21 protein-coding genes are annotated in these 26,562 nt (G+C 68.5%); 12 read left to right on the top strand and 9 right to left on the bottom strand.

The annotated features are described in order from the left end of the window. Positions 1–640 precede the first annotated feature (640 nt). Entirely contained in the window at positions 641–1,465 is an 825-nt protein-coding gene (locus ETD86_RS22550) for an SAM-dependent methyltransferase (protein ID WP_138668143.1), read from the top strand. A gap of 3 nt (positions 1,466–1,468) precedes the next feature. On the opposite strand, the gene ETD86_RS22555 is transcribed toward ETD86_RS22550, so the two are convergent. The 3 genes from ETD86_RS22555 to ETD86_RS22565 form a co-directional block, all read right to left on the bottom strand. Continuing rightward, the gene (locus ETD86_RS22555) at positions 1,469–2,347 is read right to left on the bottom strand and encodes a helix-turn-helix domain-containing protein (RefSeq protein WP_342779294.1); all 879 of its coding nucleotides are present in this window, start codon (positions 2,345–2,347) and stop codon (positions 1,469–1,471) included. A gap of 143 nt (positions 2,348–2,490) precedes the next feature. Beyond that, positions 2,491–3,066: an O-methyltransferase gene (locus tag ETD86_RS22560; RefSeq protein WP_138668145.1), complete on the bottom strand. Its 576-nt coding sequence runs from the start codon at positions 3,064–3,066 to the stop codon at positions 2,491–2,493. A gap of 32 nt (positions 3,067–3,098) precedes the next feature. Further along, positions 3,099–3,563: a hypothetical protein gene (locus tag ETD86_RS22565; RefSeq protein ID WP_138668146.1), complete on the bottom strand. Its 465-nt coding sequence runs from the start codon at positions 3,561–3,563 to the stop codon at positions 3,099–3,101. 407 nt (positions 3,564–3,970) lie between these two features. Here ETD86_RS22565 and ETD86_RS22570 point away from each other — a divergent pair, with 407 nt between their 5' ends. Further along, a complete protein-coding gene (locus ETD86_RS22570) occupies positions 3,971–4,285 on the top strand; it encodes a hypothetical protein (protein WP_138668147.1) in 315 nt (104 codons plus the stop codon). Between the two features lie 148 nt (positions 4,286–4,433). After that, the gene (locus ETD86_RS22575; protein ID WP_138668148.1) at positions 4,434–4,748 is read left to right on the top strand and encodes a hypothetical protein; all 315 of its coding nucleotides are present in this window, start codon (positions 4,434–4,436) and stop codon (positions 4,746–4,748) included. A 160-nt stretch (positions 4,749–4,908) separates the two neighbouring features. On the opposite strand, the gene ETD86_RS22580 is transcribed toward ETD86_RS22575, so the two are convergent. Then, complete coding sequence (locus ETD86_RS22580) at positions 4,909–5,406, bottom strand: C40 family peptidase (protein WP_138668149.1); 498 nt, start codon at positions 5,404–5,406, stop codon at positions 4,909–4,911. Between the two features lie 475 nt (positions 5,407–5,881). On the opposite strand from ETD86_RS22580, the gene ETD86_RS22585 reads away from it, so the two are divergent. Further along, positions 5,882–6,235: an STAS domain-containing protein gene (locus tag ETD86_RS22585; RefSeq protein ID WP_138668150.1), complete on the top strand. Its 354-nt coding sequence runs from the start codon at positions 5,882–5,884 to the stop codon at positions 6,233–6,235. Between the two features lie 9 nt (positions 6,236–6,244). On the opposite strand, the gene ETD86_RS22590 is transcribed toward ETD86_RS22585, so the two are convergent. The 4 genes from ETD86_RS22590 to ETD86_RS22605 all read right to left on the bottom strand — a co-directional run bounded on the left by ETD86_RS22590 (position 6,245) and on the right by ETD86_RS22605 (position 11,926). Then, entirely contained in the window at positions 6,245–8,422 is a 2,178-nt protein-coding gene (locus ETD86_RS22590) for a terpene synthase family protein (RefSeq protein ID WP_138668151.1), read from the bottom strand. Positions 8,423–8,497: 75 nt separating this feature from the next. Then, positions 8,498–9,901, bottom strand: coding sequence for a family 2B encapsulin nanocompartment shell protein (locus ETD86_RS22595; RefSeq protein ID WP_138668152.1), 1,404 nt, complete (start codon positions 9,899–9,901; stop codon positions 8,498–8,500). A gap of 27 nt (positions 9,902–9,928) precedes the next feature. After that, complete coding sequence (locus ETD86_RS22600) at positions 9,929–10,870, bottom strand: 4-hydroxy-3-methylbut-2-enyl diphosphate reductase (RefSeq protein WP_138668153.1); 942 nt, start codon at positions 10,868–10,870, stop codon at positions 9,929–9,931. A gap of 12 nt (positions 10,871–10,882) precedes the next feature. Next, positions 10,883–11,926 carry a polyprenyl synthetase family protein gene (locus tag ETD86_RS22605; RefSeq protein ID WP_246148085.1) on the bottom strand — a complete coding sequence of 348 codons (1,044 nt, stop codon included), beginning with the start codon at positions 11,924–11,926 and terminating at the stop codon, positions 10,883–10,885. A gap of 196 nt (positions 11,927–12,122) precedes the next feature. Here ETD86_RS22605 and ETD86_RS22610 point away from each other — a divergent pair, with 196 nt between their 5' ends. The 5 genes from ETD86_RS22610 to ETD86_RS22630 all read left to right on the top strand — a co-directional run bounded on the left by ETD86_RS22610 (position 12,123) and on the right by ETD86_RS22630 (position 16,466). Next, a complete protein-coding gene (locus tag ETD86_RS22610) occupies positions 12,123–13,304 on the top strand; it encodes a zinc-dependent alcohol dehydrogenase (RefSeq protein WP_138668155.1) in 1,182 nt (393 codons plus the stop codon). A 51-nt stretch (positions 13,305–13,355) separates the two neighbouring features. Beyond that, entirely contained in the window at positions 13,356–14,405 is a 1,050-nt protein-coding gene (locus ETD86_RS22615) for an NAD-dependent epimerase/dehydratase family protein (RefSeq protein WP_138668156.1), read from the top strand. A gap of 248 nt (positions 14,406–14,653) precedes the next feature. Continuing rightward, the gene (locus ETD86_RS22620) at positions 14,654–15,124 is read left to right on the top strand and encodes an ATP-binding protein (RefSeq protein ID WP_170223213.1); all 471 of its coding nucleotides are present in this window, start codon (positions 14,654–14,656) and stop codon (positions 15,122–15,124) included. A 33-nt stretch (positions 15,125–15,157) separates the two neighbouring features. Next, a complete protein-coding gene (folP, locus tag ETD86_RS22625; protein ID WP_211370235.1) occupies positions 15,158–16,057 on the top strand; it encodes a dihydropteroate synthase in 900 nt (299 codons plus the stop codon). 10 nt (positions 16,058–16,067) lie between these two features. Then, entirely contained in the window at positions 16,068–16,466 is a 399-nt protein-coding gene (locus ETD86_RS22630; RefSeq protein ID WP_138668158.1) for a DnaJ family domain-containing protein, read from the top strand. A 140-nt stretch (positions 16,467–16,606) separates the two neighbouring features. On the opposite strand, the gene ETD86_RS59650 is transcribed toward ETD86_RS22630, so the two are convergent. Beyond that, positions 16,607–18,916, bottom strand: a complete 2,310-nt coding sequence (locus ETD86_RS59650; RefSeq protein WP_138668159.1) for a glycoside hydrolase family 6 protein — start codon at positions 18,914–18,916, stop codon at positions 16,607–16,609. Positions 18,917–19,277: 361 nt separating this feature from the next. On the opposite strand from ETD86_RS59650, the gene ETD86_RS22640 reads away from it, so the two are divergent. From ETD86_RS22640 to ETD86_RS22650, 3 genes are all read left to right on the top strand, one after another. Beyond that, complete coding sequence (locus tag ETD86_RS22640; protein WP_138668160.1) at positions 19,278–22,178, top strand: glycoside hydrolase family 48 protein; 2,901 nt, start codon at positions 19,278–19,280, stop codon at positions 22,176–22,178. Continuing rightward, positions 22,121–24,679: a glycoside hydrolase family 9 protein gene (locus ETD86_RS22645; protein WP_138668161.1), complete on the top strand. Its 2,559-nt coding sequence runs from the start codon at positions 22,121–22,123 to the stop codon at positions 24,677–24,679. The genes ETD86_RS22640 and ETD86_RS22645 overlap by 58 nt, the downstream gene beginning before the upstream one ends. A gap of 61 nt (positions 24,680–24,740) precedes the next feature. Then, the gene (locus tag ETD86_RS22650; RefSeq protein ID WP_211370236.1) at positions 24,741–26,309 is read left to right on the top strand and encodes a cellulase family glycosylhydrolase; all 1,569 of its coding nucleotides are present in this window, start codon (positions 24,741–24,743) and stop codon (positions 26,307–26,309) included. Positions 26,310–26,562: the final 253 nt, after the last annotated feature.

Raw genomic sequence — 26,562 nt, forward strand, 5'->3', positions numbered from 1 at the left:
TTTTAGGGTCTCGTGGGCTCGGAGATGTGGATAAGAGACAGGCCCAGCCTGGTCCGGTGGCGCGCTCGGTCCGGCGCCCCGGCCAGGCCCGCCGCCCGGTCCCGCCGTCCCTGCTCGGTCCGGTGGCACTGAGTCAGGCGTCCGGCGGCCCTGAGCCATCGGTCGGCCCGGTGGCCGGTGGTGGCATCGGCAGACCCGGTCCGAAGAGCGACCGTAGGTCCCCACCCACCCGTGCCGACGGGCCGGTGCTGATCCGGTGGACCGGCCAGGGGCGGTCCTGAGCGTCGGCGCCGCTCGATGGGCGGGCACCGGTCGTTGGCTCGGCGTGGCGCGTGGGCACGGGGTCGATGGGTCGGCGTGGCGTGCGGTCATGCGTCGTCAGCGCGGCTCGATGGGCGTGCGGGGGGCCGTCGGTGGGTGGGGCGCGCGGGCATGGGCTGTCGGCGATCGACGAGCAGCCGTGGGCCGTTGCCTGGCTCGGCGAGCAGCCGTGGGCCGTTGCCCGGCTCGGCGAGTGGGCGTGAGCCACCGCCCAACCCGACGACGGGTCAGGAGGCGTCGGCCGGTCTGACACCTGGAAGCCGGATGGCCCGGACGCTAAGTTGATAACTCGCGGATCCGACATATCAGGAGAAGCTCCATGACGGGTGAACCCCCTCCGGCCGGTCAGGCGCTCCCGCCCCGGATCGACACCAACGTCCCGCACGCGGCACGCATGTGGAACTACTGGCTCGGCGGCAAGGACCACTACGAGGTCGACCGGGAGGCAGGCGACCAGTTCAGCAGCGCGTTCCCGGACATCGTCGAGATCGCCAGACTGTCGCGGCACCTGCTCGCTCGCATCGTCCGCTATCTGGTCATCGAGGGCGGAGTCCGGCAATTTCTGGACATCGGCACCGGGCTGCCCACCGTCGACAACACCCACGACGTCGCGCAGCGGGCGGATCCAACCTGCCGGATCGTGTACGTGGACAACGACCCCCTGGTCCTGGCCCACGCCCGCGCCCTCCTGGCCGGCACCCCCGAGGGCGCGACCGACTACGTCGACGCGGACCTGCGCGGCGATCCCATGAAGATCATCACCGCTGCCGCCAAGACACTGGACCTCACCCAGCCCGTCGCGCTCATGCTGATGGGCATCGCGGGCTACGTGACCGACGAGGAAGGCGCCCACGCGATCGTCAGGCGGCTGATGGACGCCCTGCCGCCCGGCAGCTACCTGGCCATGTGGGACGGCGTCAACGTGGTCACCGGCGAGGCGCTCGACCGGGCTCAGGAGGAGCACAACGAGGGCCCGGGCGTGCCGTACAACCTGCGCACGCGCGAGGAGTTCACCGCCTTCTTCGACGGCCTGGACCTCGTCGAGCCGGGCGTCGTGTCCCTCACTCTGTGGCGGCCGGACCCCGATCCCCTCGCTGACTTGGCCGAGGTCGACGCCCTGTGCGGCGTGGCGCGCAAGTCGTGAGGCCTACAGCCGCTCGATGATCCGATCGAGGAGGGCGGGGGTCTCTGCGGGGGGCGGGGCGAGCACGCCGAGCTCGTCCAGCAGATGGCGGTAGTGGCGGACGTCGCTCTCCTTGGTCAGGTACTGGGCGCCGGTGAGGTGTTCGAGATAGACGACGTCGTTCAGCTGCGCCTGCGCGAACCTGAGCATGGTGACGGGACCGACGCCGCCGATGGCGCTGCCCGAGGCGAACGGGAAGACCTGCAGGGTGATGTGCGGCTGCTCGGCCACCCGCGCGAGGTGCTCCAGCTGCGCCCGCATGGTGGCCTCGCTGCCGACCCGGCGCCGTAGCGCGCCTTCGTCCATCACCGCCCAGAGCTTGCGCGGCGTAGGCGGGGTCAGGATCTCCTGGCGGCGCATCCGTAGCGCGACCCGGCGCTCGACCTGCTCGGGGGAGTCCTGCTCGTGACCCTGCGCGATCACGGCTCGGGCGTAGTCCCGGGTCTGCAGCAGGCCGGGGACGAACTGCACCTCGTGCGTACGGATCAGTGCGGCGTCGTGCTCGAGCCCGAGGTACGGCTCGAACCAGTCGGGGATCGCGTCACGGTAGTCGTGCCACCAGCTCGGTGCGTTGGCCTGATGGACCAACGCGAGCAGGCTCGCGCGCTCGGCGTCGTCGGTCACCCCGTACAGGGTGAGCAGGTCAGCCACGTCGCGCTTCTTGAAGCCGGTACGTCCGGACTCCATGCGACTGATCTTGGAATGCGAGCCCCGGATGGCGTATCCGGCCTCCTCGCGGGTGATGCCACAGGATTCGCGGAGCCGGCGCAGTTGTGCGCCGATGAGGAGCCTCAGCGCGGTCGGCCCGGATTGGAGCGAGTCGCTATCGAACATTTCGGTCATGTCGCCCATATCGCGAGCACTCCGTATCTATGCTCCTAAATCAGCAGTTCGCCACATTGCCAGCCCGTGGACAATCCTGCCATGTCGACAGCCGCGTGTGCCGTATTTCGTGAAATGAGAAATGTACTGCCCTTTCTCTACATTCACGCAGATTGGGCCGTCGCCAGGATGATGCCGGAGCCGTGGCCGGGCAGGTCGACGGCGACCAGGCGCTCGTGCCCGAGCAGCGTCCGCCGTACCGCCTCCTGACGGCCCGCGAACTCCGCATCCCACACCGTGCCGGGCGCGGGCACCATGTCGTCCACGACCAGCACGCCTCTCGGGTTGAGCGCGGCGATCGTGAGCTCCAGCCCCATCTGCTTGCCCGCCTCCGCGTCCGCGAAGACCAGATCGTACGTCCCCAGCCCCGGCAACAACTCCAGCGCGTCCCCCGTACGGAAGTCCACGAACGAGGGCCAGTCGCCACCCAGCCCGGCACGCCCGGGATCGCGCTCGATCGTGGTCACCGTCGCGTCGGTCCGCGGGAGCAGGCCGCTCACCAGCCAGCCGAGCCCCACCCCGGCACCGGTGCCGATCTCCAGCACGCGGCCCCCTTCCCGCACCCCCGCCGCCAAGGTGGCGAGCAGGCGGCCGACGGCGGGTTCGCAGGAGTAGACGAACCCTGCCGCGCGTGCCCGTTCCACGGCCGCGCGGACCGGCTCCGGCATCTCGTCCTTCATGGTCGATTTCTATCCCGCCACTGCCCCGGACGTCACCGGAGTTTCCCGCGGGGTTTGAACACCGACAACGCCGTCGCGGTCAGCAGCATGGCGATCTGCGTGCCCAGCGCCGCGACCTGCCCCCACTGGCGGGCGGCGCCGGCCTGCCTGGCGCCTTCGGTGGCGGCGGCCATTCCCTCGGGATCGAACAGGAACATGCCCACGCAGATCACGGCCACGAGCAGGACCAGCTTGACGACCACCCAGTAATAGCGAAACAGCCCCCAATGGCTCGCCAGGCCGAGCGTGATGCCGGTGGCCAAGGCGGTGAGGCTCAGCGGTATGCCGCCCGCGAACACCAGCGTGGGCATCAGCCGATAGGCCGCGTGCGCGAGCTCCAGATCCTCGGTCAGGGCCGCCGCCGTATTCAGCGCCACCAGGCCCCACACCTCGCCGACCAGCGCGACGGAGACGACGATGTGGATAACCAACACGGTCTTGCGGATACGCGGCGCCATGGTCTCACCTCACCTCTGGATTCGGGAACTCCTGGCCATCGTCATGGCTTTGTCCGCGCGCGGCGTCCCCCTGAGGACGGCACTCCGGCTACACCGATCGGCGTACGGGGATGCTCAAAGTTTCGGGTGATCATTTCTTATAGCGCGGTGAAAGGTTGTTCCATCGATACCGCCGCCGACCAAATCGACTTCATTTGCCGGGTGGTGCGCGGGACATGAATGCCGCGGGTCGGCGAGTTGCGTGAAAACCGACTGCCAAGAAAACGAGGTGCCTCCTTGACCTATGGGAGGGAGTTCTAAGTTGCGATTCCGTCAGGGTGCCGCGATTGTTATTGGCGGCACCTCACAGCCCTGCACAAACGACTGTGGCGCCGGGTTTTCCGCGCCATCCATGGAGGCAAGTAAGCATGATCCGTCGTATTCTGGCCGGCGCGGCAATCGCGGCCGTCGCGCTCGGCCTCTCCGCCACCGCCGCGTCCGCCGACCAGCACAACCCGCACAACTCGGGTCACGCGGTGCTGAGCCAGTTTCAGATCATCGACGACGCGCTGAACAACGTGCTCAACCACTCGCTCAACGATTCGATCAGGGACATCGAGATCACCGGCGTCCAGCTCGCGGAGCTCCAGGAGATCAACCTCGATGTGCTGAGCAACTACCAGCCCAAGCTCGGCAACTACAACAAGGACAGCTCGGCTAATGCGGGCGGACTCCGCTCCTGACGCTCCTGGCGTGGCGTAGGCAGGAGGGCGATGCGCGGCCGCCCATGGTGGCGGCCGTCTGGCCAGATCGTCTTCTTGGTGCCAAGGCGACGCACAAACGACCACGGCGCTGAATTCTTCCGCGCCCCATCCATGGAGGAAAACAAACATGATCCGTCGTATTCTGGCCGGCGCGGCAATCGCGGCCGTCGCGCTCGGCGTCTCCGCCACCGCCGCGTCCGCCGACCAGCCCAACCCGCACAACTCGGGAATGGCCTTGCTGAGCCAGTTCCAGATCGTGGACGACGTGCTGAACGACGTGGGCAACCACTCGCTCAACGATTCGGTCAGGGACATCGAGCTCACCATCTTCCAGGGGCTGGAGGTCCAGGAGCTCGACCTCGGTCTCCTGAGCAACCACCAGTCCGAGCTCGGTGACGGCAACGTGGACAGCTCGGCTACGGCGGGCGGACTCCGCTCCTGACGCTCCTGGCGTGATGTCGGCAGAGAACCCTCCTGGTGCCGAGGTGACACCGGCAGAGCTCGTCGTGGGTGCTCGCGAGGCCACGGACGGCTCTGTAAGGACACCGGAACGTTCGAGCGCCGTGCGGTCCCAGGTCGCTCCTGGGCCGCACGGCTCACCCTCAGACCTCGAGGCCGGCACGGCCGACGCCCGGCCGCACCACCCCCAGGAAGTCCTCCCGCTCCAGCCGGTCCACGCGTACGAACGCCCCCGTGTACGGCGCGTGCACCATTTTCTCCCCGTCGACCGCGATGCCGACGTGCTCCGGCCCGGCACGCTGCGGCTCGTTGTCGTAGAAGACCAGATCCCCCGGCTCCACCAACTCCTTCTGCACCTGGATCCCGGAACGCCATTGCTCCTGTGTCGTGGATCCGATGAGCGCCCCCGCCCGCGCGTAGGCGTACTCGGCGAGTCCCGAGCAGTCGAATCCCTTCGTTTTCGCGCCCTTCCCTATCCCGTATCCGGGCCCGTGCACCCCGCCACCGCCCCACGAGTACGGAACGCCGATCATTTCCAGCGCCGCGCGCAGCGCGATGATCCCGGTCGCCGACCTGCCGTTGAACGTGCAGGCGATGGCGCATGCCGCCGCGATCAGTGTTCGTGTCCATCTTCCTTTCATCAGGTATTCAGCGCCCCCGAATCGATGCCCGCGTGGGTGGTGTTGGGGTGACTTTTCACCCTCTCTGCAGGGATGAAACGCCTTCGGGCAAACCACTGCGAGTCCGGATATATCCGGCCGGTCGGCGGCGGATCTCCTATTCGCCTCGAGCCGTATATTCGGCGCCGATTTCCAGGAGCTGGAAGGAAAAATGCGCGGCTTTCCTGTCTGGCGACTTCATCGGAAAGGCGCGGCGAGGGCGCGGCTCGGGAGATCCCCGGTAAACCCGCCGGACCACGCGGGCAGGCCCGGCCCGCACGGGGTTACGGCATCAGCGGCCCGGCGGCCGGAGGGGCGTTCTGCCCGACTCTTCAGGATTTCTCACTAATTCGGTCATATTCTCGTGAAAATTACATTGTGAAACGTACGTCGTGTAGCCTTGGTTCTGGCTAATCCACAACCCCCGAGGCATGGCGTGTTGGGGGGTGCGAGGAGCGTGGGTGCTCTCGAAGAGCGGCTGCTCTACCAGGACGAGCAACTCAAGATCATGGTGCGCCGGAGCTTGACGGCGCCCGAGGCCCCGGCCGTTGCGCTGATCGGCGAGATCGACGCCTCCAACAGCCGCGCGCTGGCCGGAGCCCTGGCGAGCTGCCGCCAAGGCTCGTACGTCGTCGTCGACACGGGGGAGCTGACCTTCATCGACGTCTCGGGGCTGCGTGTGCTCGTCATGCCCACGCTTCCCCCGTCGCAGCGGTGGATCCGGCTGCACAACGTCACGCCGTACCAGCGGCGGCTCCTGCGCATGATGGGGTGGTACTACGAGCCCCGCGCCCATCACCTGCCCGTTTAGCCCGCCACCTCACCTGCTCGGGGCGAAAGCGACCGCGGCCGAGGTGCCCAGCCCCTTCGGACCGCCGAGCCGCCACCGCGCCGGCCGCTTGTGCCGGAGCAGCGTTTTCTCGTCGTAGCGTGCGCAGTTGCGGTGCCAGTGGAGTATGCCGGTCACCCAGCGCCACAGCTCGTCCACGAACGCGCCGAGCTCCCGCCGGCCCTCGGCGTCGAGCCCGAACTCGTCGCACACGATCGGCAGCTCGTGCTCGACGATGTGCTCGAACTGCCGCATCCGCGAGGTCAGCAGGTCGTTGACGATGGCGAGCGCCATGGCGTAGTCGCAGTCGAAGAAGCTCTGCACCACCAGGATGCAGTTGTGCACCTCGCCGTCGAACTCGATCTCCTTCTGGTAGGAGAAGACGTCGTTGACGAGCGCGCCGCAGTCCATCATCGCGTTCTCCAGCGCCCGCATCGGCCCGCTCGCGTAGAGCTCGTCAGGGATGCCCTTGGTGTGCCGCAGCCGGCACAGGCCCATCGTGAAGTCCGAACCGAAGGTCAGCCTGCGCATCTCCAGGTAGTCCACGGGGTCGGGAACGTGATGGACCAGCTCGCCGGCCAGCTCCCACAACCATGAGGCGCACATCTTCTCCACGTCCGCGCGGAGCTTGCCGCGCGCCGCGACCGGCATCGGCCCCGCCGTACGCCGCCACACGTCGGCCAGCGCACGCTCCAGCGCGCTCGCGGGAGGCGGCGCGGGAGAGCCGTCGAGCGGCATGTACGCCGACAGCCTGTCCACCGCGATCTTGGCGGCGCCCAGGTTGCCCGACCTGCCGAAGACGGCGGGGAAGTAGTCGTCGCCGTAGGTGCCCCAGCTCAGCCAGAACGACGCGAGGTCCAGCCCTTCCTGGGTGGCGTCGGGATGCAGGCCCGCCGCGCAGAGGGGGAGGTCGAAGTCGATCAGCTTCTCCTCGTCCCACACCGCCGAGCCGACCACCCACGGCTGGGCTTCGAGCAGGCCCATCTCCCGGCACCATGCCACGGTGTTGCGCCGGGCCGCGTCGAGGTGCGGCGACAGCCTGAGCGGGAAGGGCACGTAGAGGTCGGGGATCTGAGAAGGCCCCACCCGCTGGTACGGGACGCGCGTGAAGCTCCGCACCCGCTTGGCCCCCAGCAGGTCCACGAGCGACGACATGCCCAGCGGCCGGCCGGACTTGACCCGCTGGTTCATGTACCGGCTGGAGCGCAGGTGCCACTCGTGCCCGCCCGACTGCCAGTCCTGCAGCCCCTTGACGTACGCCAGCACGCCGGCCGCCGTGAGCGGGTCGATCGCGTGCTCGGCGAACAGCGGCCCCAGCTCGCCGAGCGCGGTGTGCTCGAACTGCTGCATCCGCGAGGTCAGCAGGTCGTTGACGGCGTCGGCGGCCTCCTGCGTGGTGCAGCCCAGGAACGTCTCCAGCACCAGCACCCCGTTGCTCAGCTCGCCCTCGTCCCCGACCTCCCGCTGGTAGGAGAACAGGTCGTTACGCAGATGCACGGCGTCGGCGAAGGCGTCCTTGAGCACCCGCATCGGCCGGGTGGCCGCGATCCTGGCCGGCACCTCGGCCCCCACGGCATGCTCGACGAGCCCGGCCGACCACGGCGCCCCGCCGACCTTGCGGCGCATCTCGATGTACTCGACGGGGTTGGCGATCCGGCCCCTGTTGATGTTGGCCAGCTCCCAGAGCGACTCGTCGAGCAGGTTTCTGGTGCTCTCGGCGAAGCGCTCACGCCAGTCCTGCGACATGCCGGGCACCGTGCGGGCCCACAGGTCGGCCAGGCCCGCCTCGACCGGGTTCGCCGGCGATGGCATGGTCAGGTCGGCGCCCATCGGCATGAAACCGGCGAGCCTGGCGAGGTACGCCCTGCCGCCCTCCAGGTCGCCCGTACGTTTGAACACCTCCAGGAAGTGGTCGTCGAAGAAGAAGACCCACACGTACCAATCGGTTATCAGGCACAACTCGTCGGCGTCGCAGTCGGGATGGGTGTAGGCGCACATCAGCGGATAGTCGTGGGCGTCCAGATCGGCCTGCTCCCAGACACCCGAGCCTTCGAGCATGCCCATGTCGCGCGCCCACCGTGTGGAGTGCACGCGGGCCACGTCCAGATGCGGGTTGAGCCGCGCCGGGTACGGCATGTAGAAGTCCGGCAGTTCGAACGGCTGGCTCATGGTCACTCCTCACGTGGATCGGTCAGCGGGCCGGCGAGCCGCGCACGAGGCGGTCGCCGGCCCTGGATGCCGGGGCTAGCCGTTCCTGCCGACCTCCACGTCCTCCAGCACGCCGAGCGCGTCGGGCACCAGGACGGCGCACGAGTAGTAGGCGCTCACCAGGTAGGAGACGACGGCCTGCTCGTTGATGCTCATGAAGCGCACCGACAGGCTGGGCTGGTATTCATCGGGGATGCCGGTCTGGTGCAGGCCGACGACGCCCTGGTTCTCCTGACCGGTCCGCATGAGCAGGATCGACGTCGTGCTCGTGCCGGAGATCGGGATCTTGTTGCACGGGAAGATCGGGACGCCCCGCCAGGATGGCACCCGGTGCCCGTTGACCTCGCCGGCCTGCGGGTAGACGCCGCGCTTGCTGCACTCCCTGCCGAAGGCGGCGATGGCCAGCGGGTGGGCCACGAAGAACGCCGGGTCCTTCCACACGGTGGCCAGCAGATCGTCGAGGTCGTCGGGCGTGGGCGGCCCCGAACGGGTGCGGATGCGCTGGCCGAAGTCGGCGTTGTGGAGCAGGCCGAACTCCCTGTTGTTGACGAGCTCGTGCTCCTGGCGCTCCCGCAGGGCCTCCACCGTGAGGCGGAGCTGCTGGTCGAGCTGGCTCATCGGCTGGTTGTACAGGTCGGACACCCGGCTGTGCACGCGCAGGACCGTCTGGGCCACGCTCAGCTCATATTCACGTGGGCTCAGCTCGTAGTCCACGAACGTGCCGGGCAACGTGGGCTCGCCGGTATGACCCGAGGACATGTCGATGGCGGCCTCGCCGTAGTCGTTGTGCGCGTGTTCCACATTGGAGCGCCAGTGCTCGATGTGCTCGCGCAGCGCGGGCGACTGCTCGGCGATCTGCTCGAAGTCCTGCCGGGCGAGTGTGAGCACGGTGGTGGGCGTCTTGGCCCGCCAGGTGTACTCGAACGCGCCGCCGTCGATCAAGGACTGCTCGCCGAGGTAGTCGCCGTCGGCCAAGGTGGCGAGGTTCTGCTCGTCGCCGTACGCACCGCGCCCGATCTTGCGTACCCGCCCATGGGCGATCAGGACGAGCTGGTCCGCCGTGCCGCCTTCAGCGACGATCTTCTCGTCGACCTCGTATTCGCGCTGGACGAACCGGCCGGCCAGTGCTTCGAGCACCTCCATGTCGTCGAAGCCGCGCAACATGGGCAGTTCGGTGAGCTCGGCCGGGATGACGCGTACCTCGGATCCGGTGTTGCTGAAGGTGATCCGCCCATCGCCCAGGGTGTACGTCAAGCGCCGGTTGACCCGGAACACGCCGCCGGAGCACTGGACCCAGGGCAACAACGTCAGCAGCCACCGAGAGGTGATCTCCTGCATCTGCGGCGGCGTCTTGGTCGTGGTCGCGAGCTGCTTGGCGGCCTCGGTGCTGAGGCTGAGCTGTCCGTCGCCGTTCGCGGTCGATGGGATGGTTTCGGTCATCGTGCACCTGCCTGTCTCGTGCATGGCCTAGCCGGGATTGCGAGTTGATCGGAGTTCGGGCGGGAGGGAGAACGTCAGAGTCTCTTCGGTCAAGGTGACCTGCTCCACATCGGCGTAGCCGTGCGCCGCAAGCCAGCCGAGTAACTCCTGGACCAGCCGCTCGGGGGCGGAGGCGCCGGAGCTCACACCCACGGTGCGCACGCCGTCCAGCCACCGCTCGTCCGCGTCGGCGGCCCGGTCGACCAGGTAGGCCGCGTCCGCGCCGGCGCTCAGCGCGACCTCGACCAGCCGTCGGGAGTTGGAGGAGTTGGCCGAGCCGACCACGATGACCAGCTCGCACTCCGGGGCGATCCTGGTGATCGCCTCCTGACGGTTCTGGCTGGCGTAGCAGATGTCGTCGCTGGGCGGGTCGGACAGGTGCGGGAAGCGCCCACGTAGGTCGGCGACGGCCCGCATGGTCTCGTTCACGGCCAGCGTGGTCTGCGACAGCCAGCTCACCGGTCCGGAGCCGGTCGCCGTCACCTCGCCGGGGCGGGCCGGGTCCACGACGTGAATGCGGCCGGGGGCCTCGCCGAGCGTGCCCTCGACCTCCTCGTGCTCGGCATGGCCGATGAGCACGATCTCGTGGCCCGCCTGCGCCAGGCGCGCGGCCTCCTTGTGGACCTTGGTGACCAGCGGGCAGGTCGCGTCGATCGTACGCAGCCCGCGCCGCCGTGCCTCCTCCTTGACCGCCGGCGAGACGCCGTGGGCGGAGAAGACCACCAGAGCGCCGTCGGGGACCTCGTCGAGCTCCTCGACGAAGACCGCGCCGCGCCCGGTGAGCTCGCCGACCACGTAGGTGTTGTGAACGATTTGCTTGCGCACGTAAACGGGCGGACCGAAACGCCGCAGCGCTTCCTCGACCGTGACGATCGCGCGTTCGACGCCCGCGCAGTAGCCGCGCGGGGCCGCGAGAAGTACCCGGCTCATCTGGGAATCTCCCTACCTGATGCGGTGCGCGAGCCGATCGGCCAGCACGGCCAGCGCGCTCGCGGCCTCCGGCTTGATCGGCGCCTCAACCAGGGCCGTCACGGCCTCGCGCACCCGTTGTTCGATCATTTCCTCGACCTCGGCGACCGCCCCGGTGTCGACCAGGATCTGACGCAGCTCGGCGGCCCGTTCCTCGCTCAGCTCAGGATCGCCGTGCCAGCGCCTGAGGTGGTCGCGTTGCACCTGCGAGCCACGCCGCAGGGCATGCGCGATCAGCACCGTGTGCTTGCCCTCACGCAGGTCGTCGAGCGCCGACTTGCCGGTCTCCGACGACGAGCCGAACGTGCCCAGCACGTCGTCGCGCAGCTGGAAGGCCTCGCCCAGCGGCACCCCGAACCGGGAGTAGGAGTCCAGCAACTCGGAGGCGCCGCCGGCCAGGGCGCCGCCGATCTGCAGCGGCCGCTCCACGGTGTACTTGGCGGTCTTGAAGCGGATCACCGTCAGCGCCTCGTCCACGCTGGCGCCGGCGCGGAGCTGGGCGAGCATGTCGAGGTATTGGCCGCTGATCACTTCGGTCCGCATGGCGTCGAAGATGTGGTGCGCCGCCCGCAACCGTGCTGGAGCCACCCCGCACGACGACAACATCGCATCGGACCAGGCCAGGCTCAGCGTGCCGAGCAGGATGCCGCCCGCCTGGCCGAACGCCGCCGCGCCCGGGCCGTCGTACAGCCCGGCCAGGCTCTTGTGCACGGTCGCCCGGCCGCGGCGCAACTCGCTGCCGTCCATGATGTCGTCGTGGATGAGCAGGCCGGCGTGGCACAACTCGAGTGCCGCGGCGGCCCTGATGATCTCGTCGCAGTCGTCGCCGCCGGCGCCGCGCCAGCCCCAGTAACACAGCTGGGGGCGAATGCGTTTGCCGCCGCCGAGGACGAAACCGTTCAGCACGCCGTACGCGGCCTCGACGTCGGGGTCGGACACGAGCGCGCGCCAGGTTTCGAGAAAACCGCTCAGGTGCTGATCAATGCGTGAACCCAGGGAGTGCTGAGTGAAGCTCACCGGCATTCGCGCGGCTCCTTCTGTCAGTCCGTCACTACCAATAGTTACTCACCCAATACTGAGCGTGTAAAGCGCCTTTGGTTACTCCGGTTTTGGTTTGCCACGGCCGTTCCGGGAGCGGGGGATGCCATGACGACCCGGGCGGCGCCACCGGGGGGCGCCGTTTGATGTCCGATGTGGGGGTATGCGATCGGGCATGAAGGCAGTCACCTGGCACGGCAAGCGCGACGTACGGGTCGAGAACATGCCCGATCCGTCGATCAAGGAGCCCAACGACGCGGTCATCAAGGTGACCAGCACCGGGATCTGCGGCTCCGACCTGCACCTGTACGAGGTGCTCGGGCCCTTCATGGCCGAAGGCGACATCCTCGGTCACGAGCCCATGGGCATCGTCGAGGAGGTCGGCCCGTCGATCTCCAACATCAAGCCCGGCGACCGCGTGGTCATCCCGTTCAACATCTCCTGCGGCCACTGCCACATGTGCGGCATGGAGTTGTACGCGCAGTGCGAGACCACCCAGGTACGCGAGCAGGGCACCGGCGCCGCCCTCTTCGGCTACACCAAGCTGTACGGCCAGGTGCCCGGCGGCCAGGCCGAATACCTACGGGTGCCCGAGGCCCAGTTCGGCCCGATCAGGGTGCCGACGGGACCGCCGGACGAGCGCTTCCTCTACCTGTCGGACGTGTTGCCGACCGCCTGGCAGGCCGTCGAGTACGCCGAGATCCCGGACGGCGGCAGCGTCACCGTCTTCGGCCTGGGCCCCATCGGCCAGATGAGCGCCCGCATCGCCCGCCACCTCGGCCGCCGCGTGATCGGCGTGGACGGCGTCATGGCCCGGCTGGAGATGGCCCGCCGCCACGGCATCGAGGTCATCGACGCCAGCGAGGTGCACAACGTCCCCGAGGAGATCCGCTTCCGGACGTCGGGACGCGGCACGGACTCCGTCATCGACGCGGTCGGCATGGAGGCCCACGGCTCGCCTGCCGCCAAGCTCGCCCAGACGCTCGCCGGCATGCTGCCCAGCGCCGTGGCCGCGCCGCTGATGTCCAACGCGGGCGTGGACCGCCTGGCGGCGCTCAACCAGGCCATCGACTCCGTCCGCCGGGGCGGCGTGATCTCCGTCATCGGCGTCTACGGCGGAATGACGGATCCGCTGCCGATGTTGCGCATGTTCGACAAGGGCATCACGTTGCGGATGGGCCAGACCCACGTCCGGCGGTGGATCAGCCGGCTGATGCCGCTGGTGACCGACGAGGCCGACCCGCTCGGCGTGATGGACCTGACCACACACCGGATGCCGCTCGAGCAGGCGCCGAGGGCTTACGAGATGTTCCAGAAGAAGTCCGACGGAGCCATAAAGATTCTCCTGCAGCCGTAAGGCCAAGGTCATAGGGGTTTCGCGGGCCCCAGAGCGGGCAGCGGAGCGGTCATGAGAGTCGTTGTGGTCGGGGCTACCGGGAACGTCGGGACCAGTGTGGTGCGTGCGCTCGCCGCGGACGACGGCGTGAGCTCGATCGTGGGTGTCGCGCGCCGCCTGCCGGGGTGGCGGATCGACCGCACCGACTGGCGGCAGGCCGACGTGGCCTCCGCCGACCTGACGCGCATCTTCGACGGCGCGGACGCTGTGGTGCACCTGGCGTGGTTGTTCCAGCCGACCAGGGACCCGGCGACGACCTGGCGGGCGAACGTGCTCGGCAGCATGCGGGTCTTCCGCGCCGCGGCGGAGGCGGGGGTGTCCGCGCTGATCCACGCCTCGTCCGTGGGGGCGTACTCGCCGGGGCCCAAGGACCGCCCTGTGGACGAGAGCTGGCCCACGCACGGCTGGCCGGGTGCCGCGTACGGGCGGGAGAAGGCGTACGTGGAGCGGGTGCTCGACGTCTTCGAGCACGACCACCCCAGCATCCGGGTGGTGCGGATGCGGCCGGGGTTCGTCTTCCAGCGGGCGGCCGCGACCGAGCAGCGCAGGTTGTTCGGCGGGCCGTTCGTGCCGCGGCGGCTGATCCGGCCGGGGCGCATCCCGTTCGTGCCGGACATCCCCGGCCTGCGGCTGCAGGTGGTGCATGCCGAGGACGTGGCCGAGGCCTACCGGCTGGCCACCATGCGGCCGGTGAAAGGCCCGTTCAACATCGCCGCCGAGCCCGTGCTGGACCCGCACGATCTGGCGAAGCTGCTTAACACCCGTACGGTGTCGGTGCCGCAGAGCCTGGCCAGGGCGGCCATGGCCGCGGGGTGGCACATGAGGCTGCTGCCCGCCGCGCCTGGCCTGTTCGACATGGCCCTGCGGCTTCCCGTCATGAAGGTGGAACGTGCCAAGGAGGTGCTGGGCTGGACGCCGCGGCGCTCCTCGTGGGAGGCCGTGCGGGAGCTGATCGACGGCCTGCACGACGGGGCGGGCATGGACACCGCCCCGCTGGCACCGGACGGAGGCCCGGGCGCCAGGCTCAAGGAGCTCGCCACGGGCGTCGGCGGACGCTCGTAAGAGCAGCCGGGAAAAAGGTAGCCCCGTAAAGGTAGCGGAGTGTTTATTTCCGCTTCCTTGGGAAGGGGTGGACTACTCGGAGGTCCTGAGGCGCGGCCTGGGTGTCAGAACGACACGGAAGGAACGCCATGGACCCCTCCGCACGGGCCACTTTCCAACAGGTCCTTCACCTCGATTCCGCTTCCGGGAGCGTCGCGCCCTCGGGTTCTGCGCGTCGGCAAAGCCAGGCCAGCTTGGAGGAGCCTGCCATGCGCACCCTATTGATCCTGCCCTTCACGCTCCACGACGTCACGAAGCTGCGCCGTGCGGTGGCCGAGCTCGCCGAGAAGTGCGGACTGCACGGCCCGAGGCTGGACGACTTCGTTCTGGCCGTGCACGAGAGCGTCGTCAACGCCGTGGAGCATGCGGGCGGGCACGGGTATTTCAAGTTGTGGACGGTGAACGGCGTCATCCGCTCTGAGACGACGGATCGGGGGTCGGGCATCCCCGACGACTACGTGGACGGTCATAGCCGGCCGTCCGACCTCGGCTACACCGGGAGAGGGATCTATCTGATCCGCCGGTTGACCGACACGGCGGACTTCCACACCGGTCCGCTCGGCACCACGGTGCGGCTCACCATGCGGCTGCCGCGGGGGCCCGACTTCAGCACGCGCCAGCAAATGAGGCGCATCAGGGTCTCGGCCGGCGGTCACCCGCCGGGCGGCTTCACCGCCTGACTGGCCTGCTCCAGCGCCAGGTAGGCTCGCAACGTGAGCGGCGAGCGGCTTTCCCCCGAGATCATTTCCCCGGTCCGGCGCATCGGCCGGCGGGAGTTCGATTTCGAGCGCCAGGTCGCCATCATGGCCATCGTCAACCGGACCCCCAACTCCTTTCACGACCACGGCCGGACGTACGCGCTGGACAGCGCCGTGGCGGCCGCGAAGAAGGCCGTGGACGACGGCGCCGACTGGGTGGACATCGGCGGGTTCGCCTTCAGCGCCGCGCAGGCACAGATCGGCGCGGCGGAGGAGATCGAGCGCGTCGCCCCGGTGATCGCCGAGGTCAGGGCCGCGACGGACGCCGTGATCTCAGTGGACACCCACCGGCCCGAGGTGGCCCGGGCGGCCATCGAGGCCGGCGCCGACGTCATCAACGACACCAACGGCCTGCGCGAGCCCGGCATCGCCGAGGTCGCCGCGGCGGCAGGCGTGAGCGTGGTCGTCACCCACAGCCTCGGCGGTCCGGGACAGCGGGTCTTCCGGCCGAGCTACGCCGACGTCGTCTCCGACGTGGCCGGCTACCTGCGGGAGCGGGTCGCGTTCGCGCTCGAGGCGGGCATCGCCCCCGAAAAGATCATCATCGATCCCGGGCACGATCTCAACAAGAACACCTTCCATTCCTTGGAGCTCACGCGCCGGCTGGAGGAGATCACCGCGATCGGATACCCGACGCTGGTGGCGCTGTCCAACAAGGACTTCATCGGGGAGACGCTCGACCGTCCCCAGGGGGAGCGGAAGGAAGGCACGATCGCCGTCAACGTCGTCTCCATCGTCAAGGGCGCCCGCATTCTGCGCGTGCACGACGTGCCCGCGGCGGTGAACTCCGTACGCATGACCGAGGCCGTGCTCGGCTGGCGCGGCCCTCTCGCACCCAGTCACAACCTGGCATGAGGGAGATGATGTGACACAGCGCAAGCCGCCCGGCGTACCGTTCGAGAGCTGGGTCGACCGGCAGATCCGCGAGGCGATGGAGCGCGGCGAGTTCGACGACCTGCCGGGCGCGGGCAAGCCCTTGCCGGGGCTGGACCGGCCGCACGACGACATGTGGTGGATCAAGCAGAAAGTGGAGAGCGAAGGGCTCACGATGCCGCTGCCGCCGACGCTGGCGTTGCGCAAGGCGGCGGAGGAGGCGCTCGCCCAGGCGCGCGGCGCCCGGTCGGAGACCGAGGCGCGGCAGATCATCGAGGACGTCAACCACAAGATCCGCGAGGCGATCAGGACGGGGCTGTCCGGGCCGCCACTCAACCTCATGCCCTTCGATGTCGAGCAGATCGTGTCGGAGTGGCGGCGCGCACAATGAAAGGGGCCGGGTCGATCGGACCCGGCCCCTTCCGAAAGCCGAGGGACCCGGGTCAGGCGGGTCCCTCCGAGGGACCTGGGTCAGGCAGGCCCCTCCGGCCGGGCTGAGCGAGCTCGAGGCTGCTCAGCCCGGCCAGGTCTTCAGTTGATCGGCGGGTAGGCGTTCGCCAGCAGCTCACGGAACTGCGCGGAGAACCACTGACCCGACAGCGGCGCGTCGGGCAGCGCACCCGACATGTTGAACTTGTTGAGCTCGTTGCCGGTGTACGTGGGGTCGCACATGCGGTCGAACTTCTTGCCCTCGTCGTTCTCGATTTCCCTGCTGGCGCCGTCGGACTCGCCCGGAGGCTTGATCCAGACGTAGGCGTCGAACCCGGCGGGGACGTTGGTGGTGGGCCGTGCGCCCATGCCCGCGCCCTTCTGGTTGCACCAGTTGCCGGCGTGGATGCGGCGGTCGGCGCGCGACTGGTCGACGAATGGGTTGAGCTCCGTCGAGGTGCTCGGCGCCGTCGGGCGGGCGCTGCCGCCCCAGCCGTTGCGCGAGGTGTCGATCAGCATGCCGAGCCCGGAGCGGAAGCCCTTGGCGATCAGCCGCCTGCGCAGCTCCGTCGCGAAGGTCTGCTCGTCGATGTAGTAGTTCCAGTCCACCCAGTTGGATGCCCGGACCGACTGATTGCCCACCTGGGTGTTGATGGTGAAGTGCGGCTCGGAGGTGATGGAGTAGTTGGCGGTGTTGACGATGAAGCCGTCCACGCTGTCCACCCCGGCGGTGGTGCCGGAGATGGTGTTGTAGAAGAGGTCGACGGCGGGCTGGAAGTTCGAGTCCCAGCCGAGCCACGCGTGGTGGGCGGCGTCGACGTAGGAGTAGACGTTGGTGATGGGCTCGAGCTGGTTCAGCGCGTACCTGACGCCGTCGACGTAGCCGCCGGGGCCGTTGGCCTCGCGGCACTTCTCGAAGGAGTTGATGTTGGTGACCAGGTTGGGCAGCGAGTCGGGCTCGATGATCGCCACGATGCGCAGGTTGGCGTACTTGGAGTCGCGGAAGATGGCCGCGATCGGGTCGATGTACTGGGTCTTGTAGCGGTTGAACCCGTCCTGGGCGATGAGCAGCTCGCCGCTGGAGGCCAGCGCCGAGCAGTCGCGGTTGGGCAGGTTGTAGACGACGACCTGGATCGTCAGCGGCGCGGAGCCGTTGGCGGCGTCCTGCCTGACCGCCTCGTCCAGGTGGGCGCGCAGGCCCATGGCCGTTGCGGAGCCGGCGATGGCGGCGGTGCGGTCCATCCACACGGCGGTGGAGACGTTGGCCACGGCGGAGCCGCCCGGCTCCTGGGCCGCCTTGCCCGACCAGTTGGGGTTCACGTAACCGGTGGCGCCGGCGTACGGGTTCTCGACGTGGGGCGGGTTGATGACGCCGTCGTCGTCGGCCTCGGTGGCGGTGACGGTCCGCGAGGTCAGCCCGGTGGAGGCGACCGAGATGGGACGGCTGCCGTTGGTGTTGTCGCTGTCCTGCGCGGCGGCCAGGGTCACCGTTTGCGGGCTGTTCCAGGTGGTCGGGCTGAACGTGAGGCTGGCGCCGGAGGAGACGGTGATGCTGGTGTCGCCGGTGCCGGCCGTCGAGGTGACGGTCACGTTCGAGGAGGGCTGGGTGGCCAGCTGCACCGCGTACGTGGCGGTGGAGCCCTCGGGCACGGTCACCGCGGTCGGCGTCACGATGATCGACTGCTCCTGCACGGAGTCATCGTCCACCTCGGTGGCGTTGACCGTGGCCCCGGTGACGCCGTTGCCGGAGACGCTGAAGGCCGCCGTGCCCGCGGTCGTGTCGGAGTCCTGGGCCGCGGCCAGGGTCACCGTCTGGGCGGTGTTCCAGTTGGACGGGGTGAACGTCAGCGGGTTGCCGGAGCTCACGGACAGGTCCGCGTCACCGCTGGTCCGCGTGGTGTTGACGGTCACGTTGGCGGCCGGAGCCGAGGAGAGCCTGGCGGTGAACGTCGCGTTTCCGCCCTCGTTGACCGCGACCGAGCTGGCCGACAGCACCACCGACGGCGTCGTCGTCGTGCCGCCGCACGTGACGCCGCTGACGCTGAACGTCTCCGGGTTCGGGTTGCTGCCGGTCCAGGTGCCGTTGAAGCCGACGGACACGGACGCGCCGGTGGCGAGGCTGCCGTTGTACGGCATGTTCGTCCCGGTCATGCGACTGCCGGACTGGCTCCAGTTGGCGCCCCAGCCGGTCGGGGTGTACTTCTGGCCGGCGGTCGGATAGTCGAAGACCAGTGACCACGACGAAATCGGGTCACCGGTGTTCTTCAACGTGATGTTCGCGGTGAAACCGCCCTGGCCAGGGCTGCTCGTCCACGAGTTGGCAGAGTAGGTCACGTCGCAGGCCGCCGCGGCGTTGGCGGCCGTGCTCTGGCCGACGACGAGCCCTAAGGCCGCGACACTCGCGGCGGTCATGGTCACGGCCCATTTCCGAAGGCCGCGTTGGAGTCTCACGAGCGATCATCTCCAGTGCTGCTAGATGGCTGGGAGCGCTCCCATCGTGAGCCGGACTCGCCGCGCTGTACAGAGCCCGGCTTCCGCGGAGCTGTCCGCCGCCCCGCATGCTCGTTGAATGCCCTGGAACATCGATGAAACTTTCATCACCGGCAGCCTGGTGGGAGGAAATACAGGGGTTACCGCAATGCCATTTCGTTGACATACGACGGATGGCACCCACAATCCCGTTTGGGAGCGCTCCCACACCCCTACTCCCATGGAGATCCCCTTGACGTACAGACCTCCCTCGTTCTTATCGCGCTTGACGAGACGGCTCGCCATGGCCACGACCCTCGTCCTTGTCGCGGGCGCGACCACGGCCGTGGCGGCCGCTCCCGCCCAGGCCGCCGTGTCGTGTGACGTGACGTACGCCGCCAACTCGTGGACGAGCAGCCCTGGCCAGGGCGGCTTCACCGCGAACATCACGTTGAAGAACACCGGCGACCCCATCACCTCGTGGTCCTTGGCCTTCGATTTCCCCACCACCGGCCAGAAGTACACGCCCAGCGGCTGGGGTGCGAACTGGACTCAGTCCGGCACTCGCATGACCGGGACGAACATGCCGTGGAACGGCAGTCTCGGCACCGGGGCCTCCGCGACCATGGGATTCAACGGCACGTGGACGGGCAGCAACCCGAACCCGCAGACGTTCAGCGTCAATGGCGTCACCTGTGGCGGCGGCGGCAACAACGTCGCCCCCTCCGTGTCGCTGACCTCGCCGACCGCCGGGCAGACGTTCACCGCGCCGGCCACCGTGCCGATCGCGGCCAATGCCTCCGACTCCGACGGCACGATCTCCAAGGTCGACTTCTACCAGGGCTCCACGCTGCTGGGCACCGACACCTCGGCGCCGTACAACTACAGCTGGCAGAACGTGGCGGCCGGCAGCTACTCGATCACCGCCAAGGCCACCGACAACGGGGGCGCGACCAAGACCTCGGACCCGGTCGGCATCACGGTCTCCCCGGACACGGGCCCCGCGCTCGTGGTGAGCCCGTTGACGCTCTCCGTGCCGGAGGGAGGACAGGCGAGCTTCACGGTGAAGCTCTCGCAGGCGCCCTCGTCCAACGTGACCGTCAACGTCGCCAAGGTCAGTGGTGACCCCGACATCACCGTCCCCGCCCCCGCCAGCAGGACGTTCACGCCGGCCAACTGGAACACCGCGCAGACCGTGACGGTGAACGCGGCCGAGGACAGCGACACGACCAGCGGCTCGGCCGTGATCAGGGTCAGCGCCACCGGCTACGACCCCATCGACGTCAACGTCAGCGAGGCCGACAACGACCTCGGCGGCGACAACGAGTACGTCAAGCGCTTCGTCGAGCTCTACAACGATCTCCACGACCCGGCCAACGGCTACTTCTCGCCCGAGGGGGTGCCCTACCACTCGGTCGAGACGTTCATGGTGGAGGCGCCGGACCACGGGCACGAGACCACGTCCGAGGCCTACAGCTACTACCTGTGGCTGGAGGCGACGTACGGGCAGGTCACCGGCGACTGGTCGAAGTTCAACAACGCGTGGGCCTCGATGGAGAAGTACATCATCCCGGCCACCGCCGACCAGCCGACGAACTCCTTCTACAACCCGTCGAAGCCGGCCACGTACGCGGCCGAGCACAATGCGATCAGCAACTACCCCTCGCCGATCGACTCCAGCGTCCCGGTGGGCGTCGACCCGCTGGCGAACGAGTTGCAGACCGCGTACAACACCCGTGACATCTACGGCATGCACTGGCTGCTGGACGTCGACAACACCTACGGCTTCGGCCGCTGCGGTGACGGCACGACCAAGCCCGCCTACATCAACACCTACCAGCGCGGCCCGGAGGAGTCGGTCTTCGAGACGATCCCGCAGCCGTCCTGCGACACCTTCAAGCACGGTGGCACGAACGGCTACCTGGACCTGTTCATCAAGGACGGCTCCTACGCCAAGCAGTGGAAGTACACCAACGCCCCGGACGCCGACGCGCGTGCCGTGCAGGTGGCGTACTGGGCGCTGACCTGGGCCAAGGCGCAGAACAAGGCCGGCGACATCTCCGCGACCGTGGCCAAGGCCGCCAAGATGGGTGACTACCTGCGCTACGCGATGTACGACAAGTACTTCAAGAAGCCCGGCTGCACGAGCCCTTCGTGCCCGGTCGGCACCGGCAAGGACTCCGCCGCCTACCTGCTCAACTGGTACTACGCCTGGGGCGGCGCGACCGACCCCAACGCCGGATGGGCCTGGCGCATCGGCTCCAGCCACAACCACTCCGGTTACCAGAACCCGTTCGCGGCCTGGGCCCTGTCGAACGTGACCGAGCTCAAGCCCAAGAGCCAGACCGGCGCGGCCGACTGGAGCACCAGCCTGACCCGCCAGTTGCAGTTCTACAAGTGGCTGCAGTCCGCCGACGGCGCCATCGCCGGCGGCGCGACCAACAGCTGGAACGGCAACTACAGCGCGCCGCCGAGCAACCTGCCGAAGTTCCACGGCATGGCCTACGACTGGCAGCCGGTCTACCACGACCCGCCGTCGAACCAGTGGTTCGGCTTCCAGGCGTGGACGATGGAGCGGGTGGCCGAGCTCTACAACGTCACCGGCAACGCCGACGCCAAGGCCATCCTCGACAAGTGGGTGACCTGGGCGCTGGACCACACCACGATCAACGCGGACGGCAGCTACCAGATGCCCTCCACGCTGCGGTGGACCGGCCAGCCCGCCGGTGACTTCAACGCCACCACCGGCATGCCGCCGGCCAACCCGGACCTGCGCGTGACGGTCGTGGACCACACCCAGGACGTCGGCGTCGCCGGCTCCTACGCCAAGGCGCTGATGTACTACGCGGCCAGGGCGAACCACGCCGAGGCCCGTGACACGGCCAAGGCGCTGCTCGACGGCGTCTGGGACAACCGCGACGCCAAGGGCGTGTCGGTGTCGGAGACCAAGGCCGACTACAACCGCATCGACGACAAGGTGTACGTGCCGGCCGGCTGGACCGGCAAGATGCCGAACGGCGACGTCATCGACTCCAACTCCACGTTCATTTCGATCAGGTCCTTCTACAAGAACGACCCTGACTGGAAGGAAGTCGAGTCCTACCTGGCCGGCACAGGCCCGGTGCCGACCTTCAACTACCACCGGTTCTGGGCGCAGGTCGACGTGGCCGTCGCGCTCGCCGAGTACGGGCGGCTCTTCCCGTGAGAAAGGCAGCTTTCATAGCCGCGGTGTCGCTGGTCCTGCCCCTTGTGGTGGCAGGGCCGGCGGCCCCCGCCTCCGCCGCACCGGCCTTCGCCTACGGCGAGGCGCTGCAGAAGTCGCTGTGGTTCTACGAGGCCCAGCAGTCGGGCGCGCTGCCCGACTGGAACCGCGTCTCCTGGCGTGGCGACTCGGGCATGAACGATGGCAAGGACGTCGGCGTGGACCTCACTGGCGGCTGGTACGACGCGGGCGACCACGTCAAGTTCGGCTTCCCGATGGCGTTCTCCGCCACCATGCTGGCCTGGGGCGCGGTCGAGTACCGCGACGCGTACGCGAGCTCCGGCCAGCTCACCCACCTGCTCAACAACCTCAAGTTCGTCAACGACTACTTCATCAAGGCACACCCGTCGCCGAACGTGCTCTACGGGCAGGTCGGCAACGGCGGCACGGACCATGCCTGGTGGGGGCCGGCCGAGGCCATGCAGATGAACCGGCCCGCGTACAAGATCGACGCGTCCTGCGGTGGGTCGGATCTGGCGGGTGAGACCGCGGCGGCAATGGCGGCCTCCTCGATCGTCTTCCGCCCGACGAACCCGACATATGCCGACACGCTGGTGACGCACGCCAAGCAGCTGTACTCCTTCGCCGACACCGTCAGGAAGAAGTACAGCGACTGCATCACCGACGCGCAGGGGTACTACAACTCCTGGAGCGGCTACAACGACGAGCTGGTGTGGGGCGCGATCTGGCTCTACCGGGCCACGAACGACGCCTCCTACCTGACCAAGGCCGAGAGCGGCTACGCCAACCTCGGCACCGAGCCGCAGTCCACGACGAAGTCGTACAAGTGGACGATCGCCTGGGACGACAAGTCCTACGGCGCGTACGTGCTCCTGCACAAGCTGACCGGCAAGCAGCAGTACCTGGACGACGCCAACCGCTGGCTCGACTGGTGGACGGTCGGAGTCAACGGCTCCCAGGTCAAGTACTCGCCGGGCGGCCAGGCCGTGCTCGACCGGTGGGGCTCGCTGCGGTACGCGGCCAACACCTCGTTCGCGGCGCTCGTGCACAGCGACTCGATCACCGACGCCACGCGTAAGGCCCGCTACCACGACTTCGCGGTACGGCAGATCAACTACGCGCTCGGCGACAACCCACGCAGCTCCTCCTATCTGATCGGCTTCGGCGCCAACCCCCCGAAGAACCCGCATCACCGTACGGCGCACGGTTCGTGGACCGACCAGATCACCAACCCCGAGCAGACCCGCCACACCCTGTACGGCGCGCTCGTCGGCGGTCCGCCCGACCCGAACGACGCCTACACCGACAAGCGTGACGACTACGTCATGAACGAGGTCGCCACCGACTACAACGCCGGCTTCACCAGCGCGGTGGCCAGGCTCTACAAGGAGTACGGCGGCGCCCCGGCGGCGAACTTCCCCGCGCAGGAGACGCCGGACGGTCCGGAGATCTTCGTCGAGGCGGGCGTGAACGCCTCGGGGAGCAACTTCACCGAGATCAAGGCCATCGTCCGCAACCAGTCGGCCTGGCCCGCCAGGGTGCTGTCCGACGGGGCGTTCCGCTACTACTTCACGCTGGACGGCACGACGACGGCCTCGCAGATCAGCGTGTCGTCGGCGTACACGCAGTGCAAGGCGCCCACGCTGCACTCGGCGGGCGGCACCACGTACTACGTCAACATCGACTGCTCCGGGCAGGTCATCGCCCCGGCCGGGCAGTCGCAACACCGCAGGGAGGTGCAGTTCAGGATCAGCAGCGCGGGCACGTGGGACCCGGCCAACGACTGGTCGTACCGGAACATCCCCACGACCCCCGGCGCGACGCCGGCGCGGACCCAGAACATCACCCTCTACAGCGGCGCCACCAAGATCTGGGGTGAGCCGCCGGGTCCGGAGGAAGAGGACGACACTCCGCCCAGCAAGCCCGGCAAGCCCACGGTCTCCGGGATCACGGGCTCCACGGCCAGGCTGGGCTGGTCGGCCTCCACGGACAACGTGGGCGTGACGGGCTACGACGTCTACCTGGGGTCCACCAAGGTAGGCACGGCCACGAGCGCATCCTTCGACCTCAGCGGTCTCACCCCTGCCACGTCCTACACCGCCTCCGTGGTGGCGCGGGACGCGGCAGGCAACACCTCGGCGCCGTCGGACGGTACGCCGTTCACCACCACGGACGAGCAGCCGCCCCCGGGCGGCTGCACGGCGGCCTTCAAGGTGACGAGCTCCTGGGGCGGCGGCTACCAGGCGGAGGTGACGGTGAAGAACGCCGGCACCTCGGCGATCAACGGCTGGACGGTCGCCTGGACGTCCCAGAACCAGATCAGCCAGCTGTGGGGCGGCAAACACACCCAGACCGGCTCCAGCGTCTCGGTCAAGAACGAGGCCTGGAACGGCGCGCTCGCCCCGAACGCCACCGCCACGTTCGGCTTCATCGCCAGCGGCACGGCCACCACCCCCGACCCGATCACCTGCACACCCGCCTGAGCACGGAACCGCCCCCGCCGCTCCCCGGGGGCGGTTCCCACGGCTCATGGAAAGGCACTCGATGAAGTCCCTGTTCACCGCACTGGCCGTCGCGACGGCCCTTGTGGTCGTTCCGGCCACGGCCGCGAACGCCGCGACCGGCATCCACGTCAGCGGCACGAAGATCCTCGAAAGCAACGGTCAGGAGTTCGTCATGCGTGGCACCAGCCACGCGCACACCTGGTACGCCAGCCGGACCAAGGCGTTCGCCGACATCAAATCGTTGAAGGCCAACACCGTCCGCGTCGTGCTCAGCGGCGGCCGCTGGACCGCCAACAACGCCGCCGACGTGGCCAACGTCGTCCAGCTGTGCAAGCAGAACAAGCTCATCTGCGTCCTGGAGAACCACGACACCACCGGGTACGGCGAGCAGAGCGGCGCCTACACCCTGGACCAGGCCGCCGACTACTGGATCAGCGTCAAGTCCGCCCTGGTCGGCCAGGAGGACTACATCATCGTCAACATCGGCAACGAGCCGATCGGCAACAACGCGGTCACCCCCGGCTGGGCCGCCCGCACCACGGCCGCCATCCAGAAGCTACGTGACAACGGCTTCGACCACGCGCTGATGGTGGACGCGCCCAACTGGGGCCAGGACTGGCAGTTCACCATGCGCGACAACGCGCGGGCGGTCTTCGACAGCGACCCCGACAAGAACACGATCTTCTCGGTCCACATGTACGGCGTCTTCGACACGGCCTCGGAGGTCACCGCGTACCTTGACGCGTTCAAGACCGCGGGGCTGCCGCTGGTCGTGGGCGAGTTCGGGCACAACCACTCCGACGGCGACCCCGACGAGAACACGATCATGGCGCAGGCCGTGAGCCGCGGAATCGGCTACCTGGGCTGGTCGTGGAGCGGCAACAGCGGCGGCGTCGAGTACCTCGACCAGGTCACGAACTTCGACGTCACTCAGCTCACCCCGTGGGGACAGCGGCTGTTCAACGGCGCCAACGGCATCGCCGCCACCTCCAAGGAGGCCTCGATCTACGGCGGCGGCACCAGCGACCCGACCCCGCCGAGCACGCCGGGCACCCCGTCGGCGTCGAACGTCACCGCCTCCGGCGCCACGCTGACCTGGGCCGCCTCCACCGACAACGTGGGCGTGACCGGCTACGACGTCTACACCTCGACCGGCACGCACCTCGGCGCCGCGGCCACGAACTCGATCACGCTGACCGGGCTGTCGCCGTCCACCGCGTACCAGGTGTACGTGCGGGCCAGGGACGCCGCGGGCAACCAGTCGAGCCCGTCGCCGACCGTGCCCTTCACCACGCTCGCCGGTGGCGGCTGCACGGCCGCCGGCACCGCGCAGAGCCAGTGGAGCACCGGCTATGTGTCCTCGGTGAACGTGACCAACACCAGCTCCACGACCAAGAACAGCTGGACGGTGACGTTCAAGCTGCCTGCCGGGCACACGATCACCGGCTACTGGAACGCCGCGGTGACGGTCGACGGCCAGACCGTGACGGCCAAGAACCTGAGCTACAACGGCACGCTCGGCCCCGACGCGAGCACCGGTTTCGGGTTCCAGGCCGGCCGTCCGAACGGCGACACCGAGCTGCCGACCGGCTACGCCTGCGCCAACTGAACACCCCGGCCGTCGGCTGCGTATGAGGAGGTGAGGCCACAACTCAATATCTCTGCCCGATGAACACCATCCCCGCCCGGATGGGACGGACGCGGCCGATTCCTCCAGTCGGCCGCGTCCGTTTATCTGTCTGTGTCCTCGGTAATCTCGTCCTCGGTAATCTCGTCCTCGGTAATCTCGTCCTCGGTAATCTCGTCCTCGGTAATCTCGCCTCGGTAATCTCGCCTCGGTAATCTCGCCTCGGTAATCTCGC

Source organism: Nonomuraea turkmeniaca (assembly GCF_005889735.1).
Lineage (GTDB): Bacteria > Actinomycetota > Actinomycetes > Streptosporangiales > Streptosporangiaceae > Nonomuraea > Nonomuraea turkmeniaca.

Bases quoted from the DNA above. Each gene is read 5' to 3' on its own strand.
- ETD86_RS22550 (WP_138668143.1), top strand. From the start codon at position 641: ATGACGGGTGAACCCCCTCCGGCCGGTCAGGCGCTCCCGCCCCGGATC.
- ETD86_RS22555 (WP_342779294.1), bottom strand. From the start codon at position 2,347: ATGACCGAAATGTTCGATAGCGACTCGCTCCAATCCGGGCCGACCGCG.
- ETD86_RS22560 (WP_138668145.1), bottom strand. From the start codon at position 3,066: ATGAAGGACGAGATGCCGGAGCCGGTCCGCGCGGCCGTGGAACGGGCA.
- ETD86_RS22565 (WP_138668146.1), bottom strand. From the start codon at position 3,563: ATGGCGCCGCGTATCCGCAAGACCGTGTTGGTTATCCACATCGTCGTC.
- ETD86_RS22570 (WP_138668147.1), top strand. From the start codon at position 3,971: ATGATCCGTCGTATTCTGGCCGGCGCGGCAATCGCGGCCGTCGCGCTC.
- ETD86_RS22575 (WP_138668148.1), top strand. From the start codon at position 4,434: ATGATCCGTCGTATTCTGGCCGGCGCGGCAATCGCGGCCGTCGCGCTC.
- ETD86_RS22580 (WP_138668149.1), bottom strand. From the start codon at position 5,406: ATGAAAGGAAGATGGACACGAACACTGATCGCGGCGGCATGCGCCATC.
- ETD86_RS22590 (WP_138668151.1), bottom strand. From the start codon at position 8,422: ATGAGCCAGCCGTTCGAACTGCCGGACTTCTACATGCCGTACCCGGCG.
- ETD86_RS22595 (WP_138668152.1), bottom strand. From the start codon at position 9,901: ATGACCGAAACCATCCCATCGACCGCGAACGGCGACGGACAGCTCAGC.
- ETD86_RS22600 (WP_138668153.1), bottom strand. From the start codon at position 10,870: ATGAGCCGGGTACTTCTCGCGGCCCCGCGCGGCTACTGCGCGGGCGTC.
- ETD86_RS22610 (WP_138668155.1), top strand. From the start codon at position 12,123: ATGAAGGCAGTCACCTGGCACGGCAAGCGCGACGTACGGGTCGAGAAC.
- ETD86_RS22615 (WP_138668156.1), top strand. From the start codon at position 13,356: ATGAGAGTCGTTGTGGTCGGGGCTACCGGGAACGTCGGGACCAGTGTG.
- ETD86_RS22620 (WP_170223213.1), top strand. From the start codon at position 14,654: ATGCGCACCCTATTGATCCTGCCCTTCACGCTCCACGACGTCACGAAG.
- ETD86_RS59650 (WP_138668159.1), bottom strand. From the start codon at position 18,916: ATGACCGCCGCGAGTGTCGCGGCCTTAGGGCTCGTCGTCGGCCAGAGC.
- ETD86_RS22640 (WP_138668160.1), top strand. From the start codon at position 19,278: ATGGCCACGACCCTCGTCCTTGTCGCGGGCGCGACCACGGCCGTGGCG.
- ETD86_RS22650 (WP_211370236.1), top strand. From the start codon at position 24,741: ATGAAGTCCCTGTTCACCGCACTGGCCGTCGCGACGGCCCTTGTGGTC.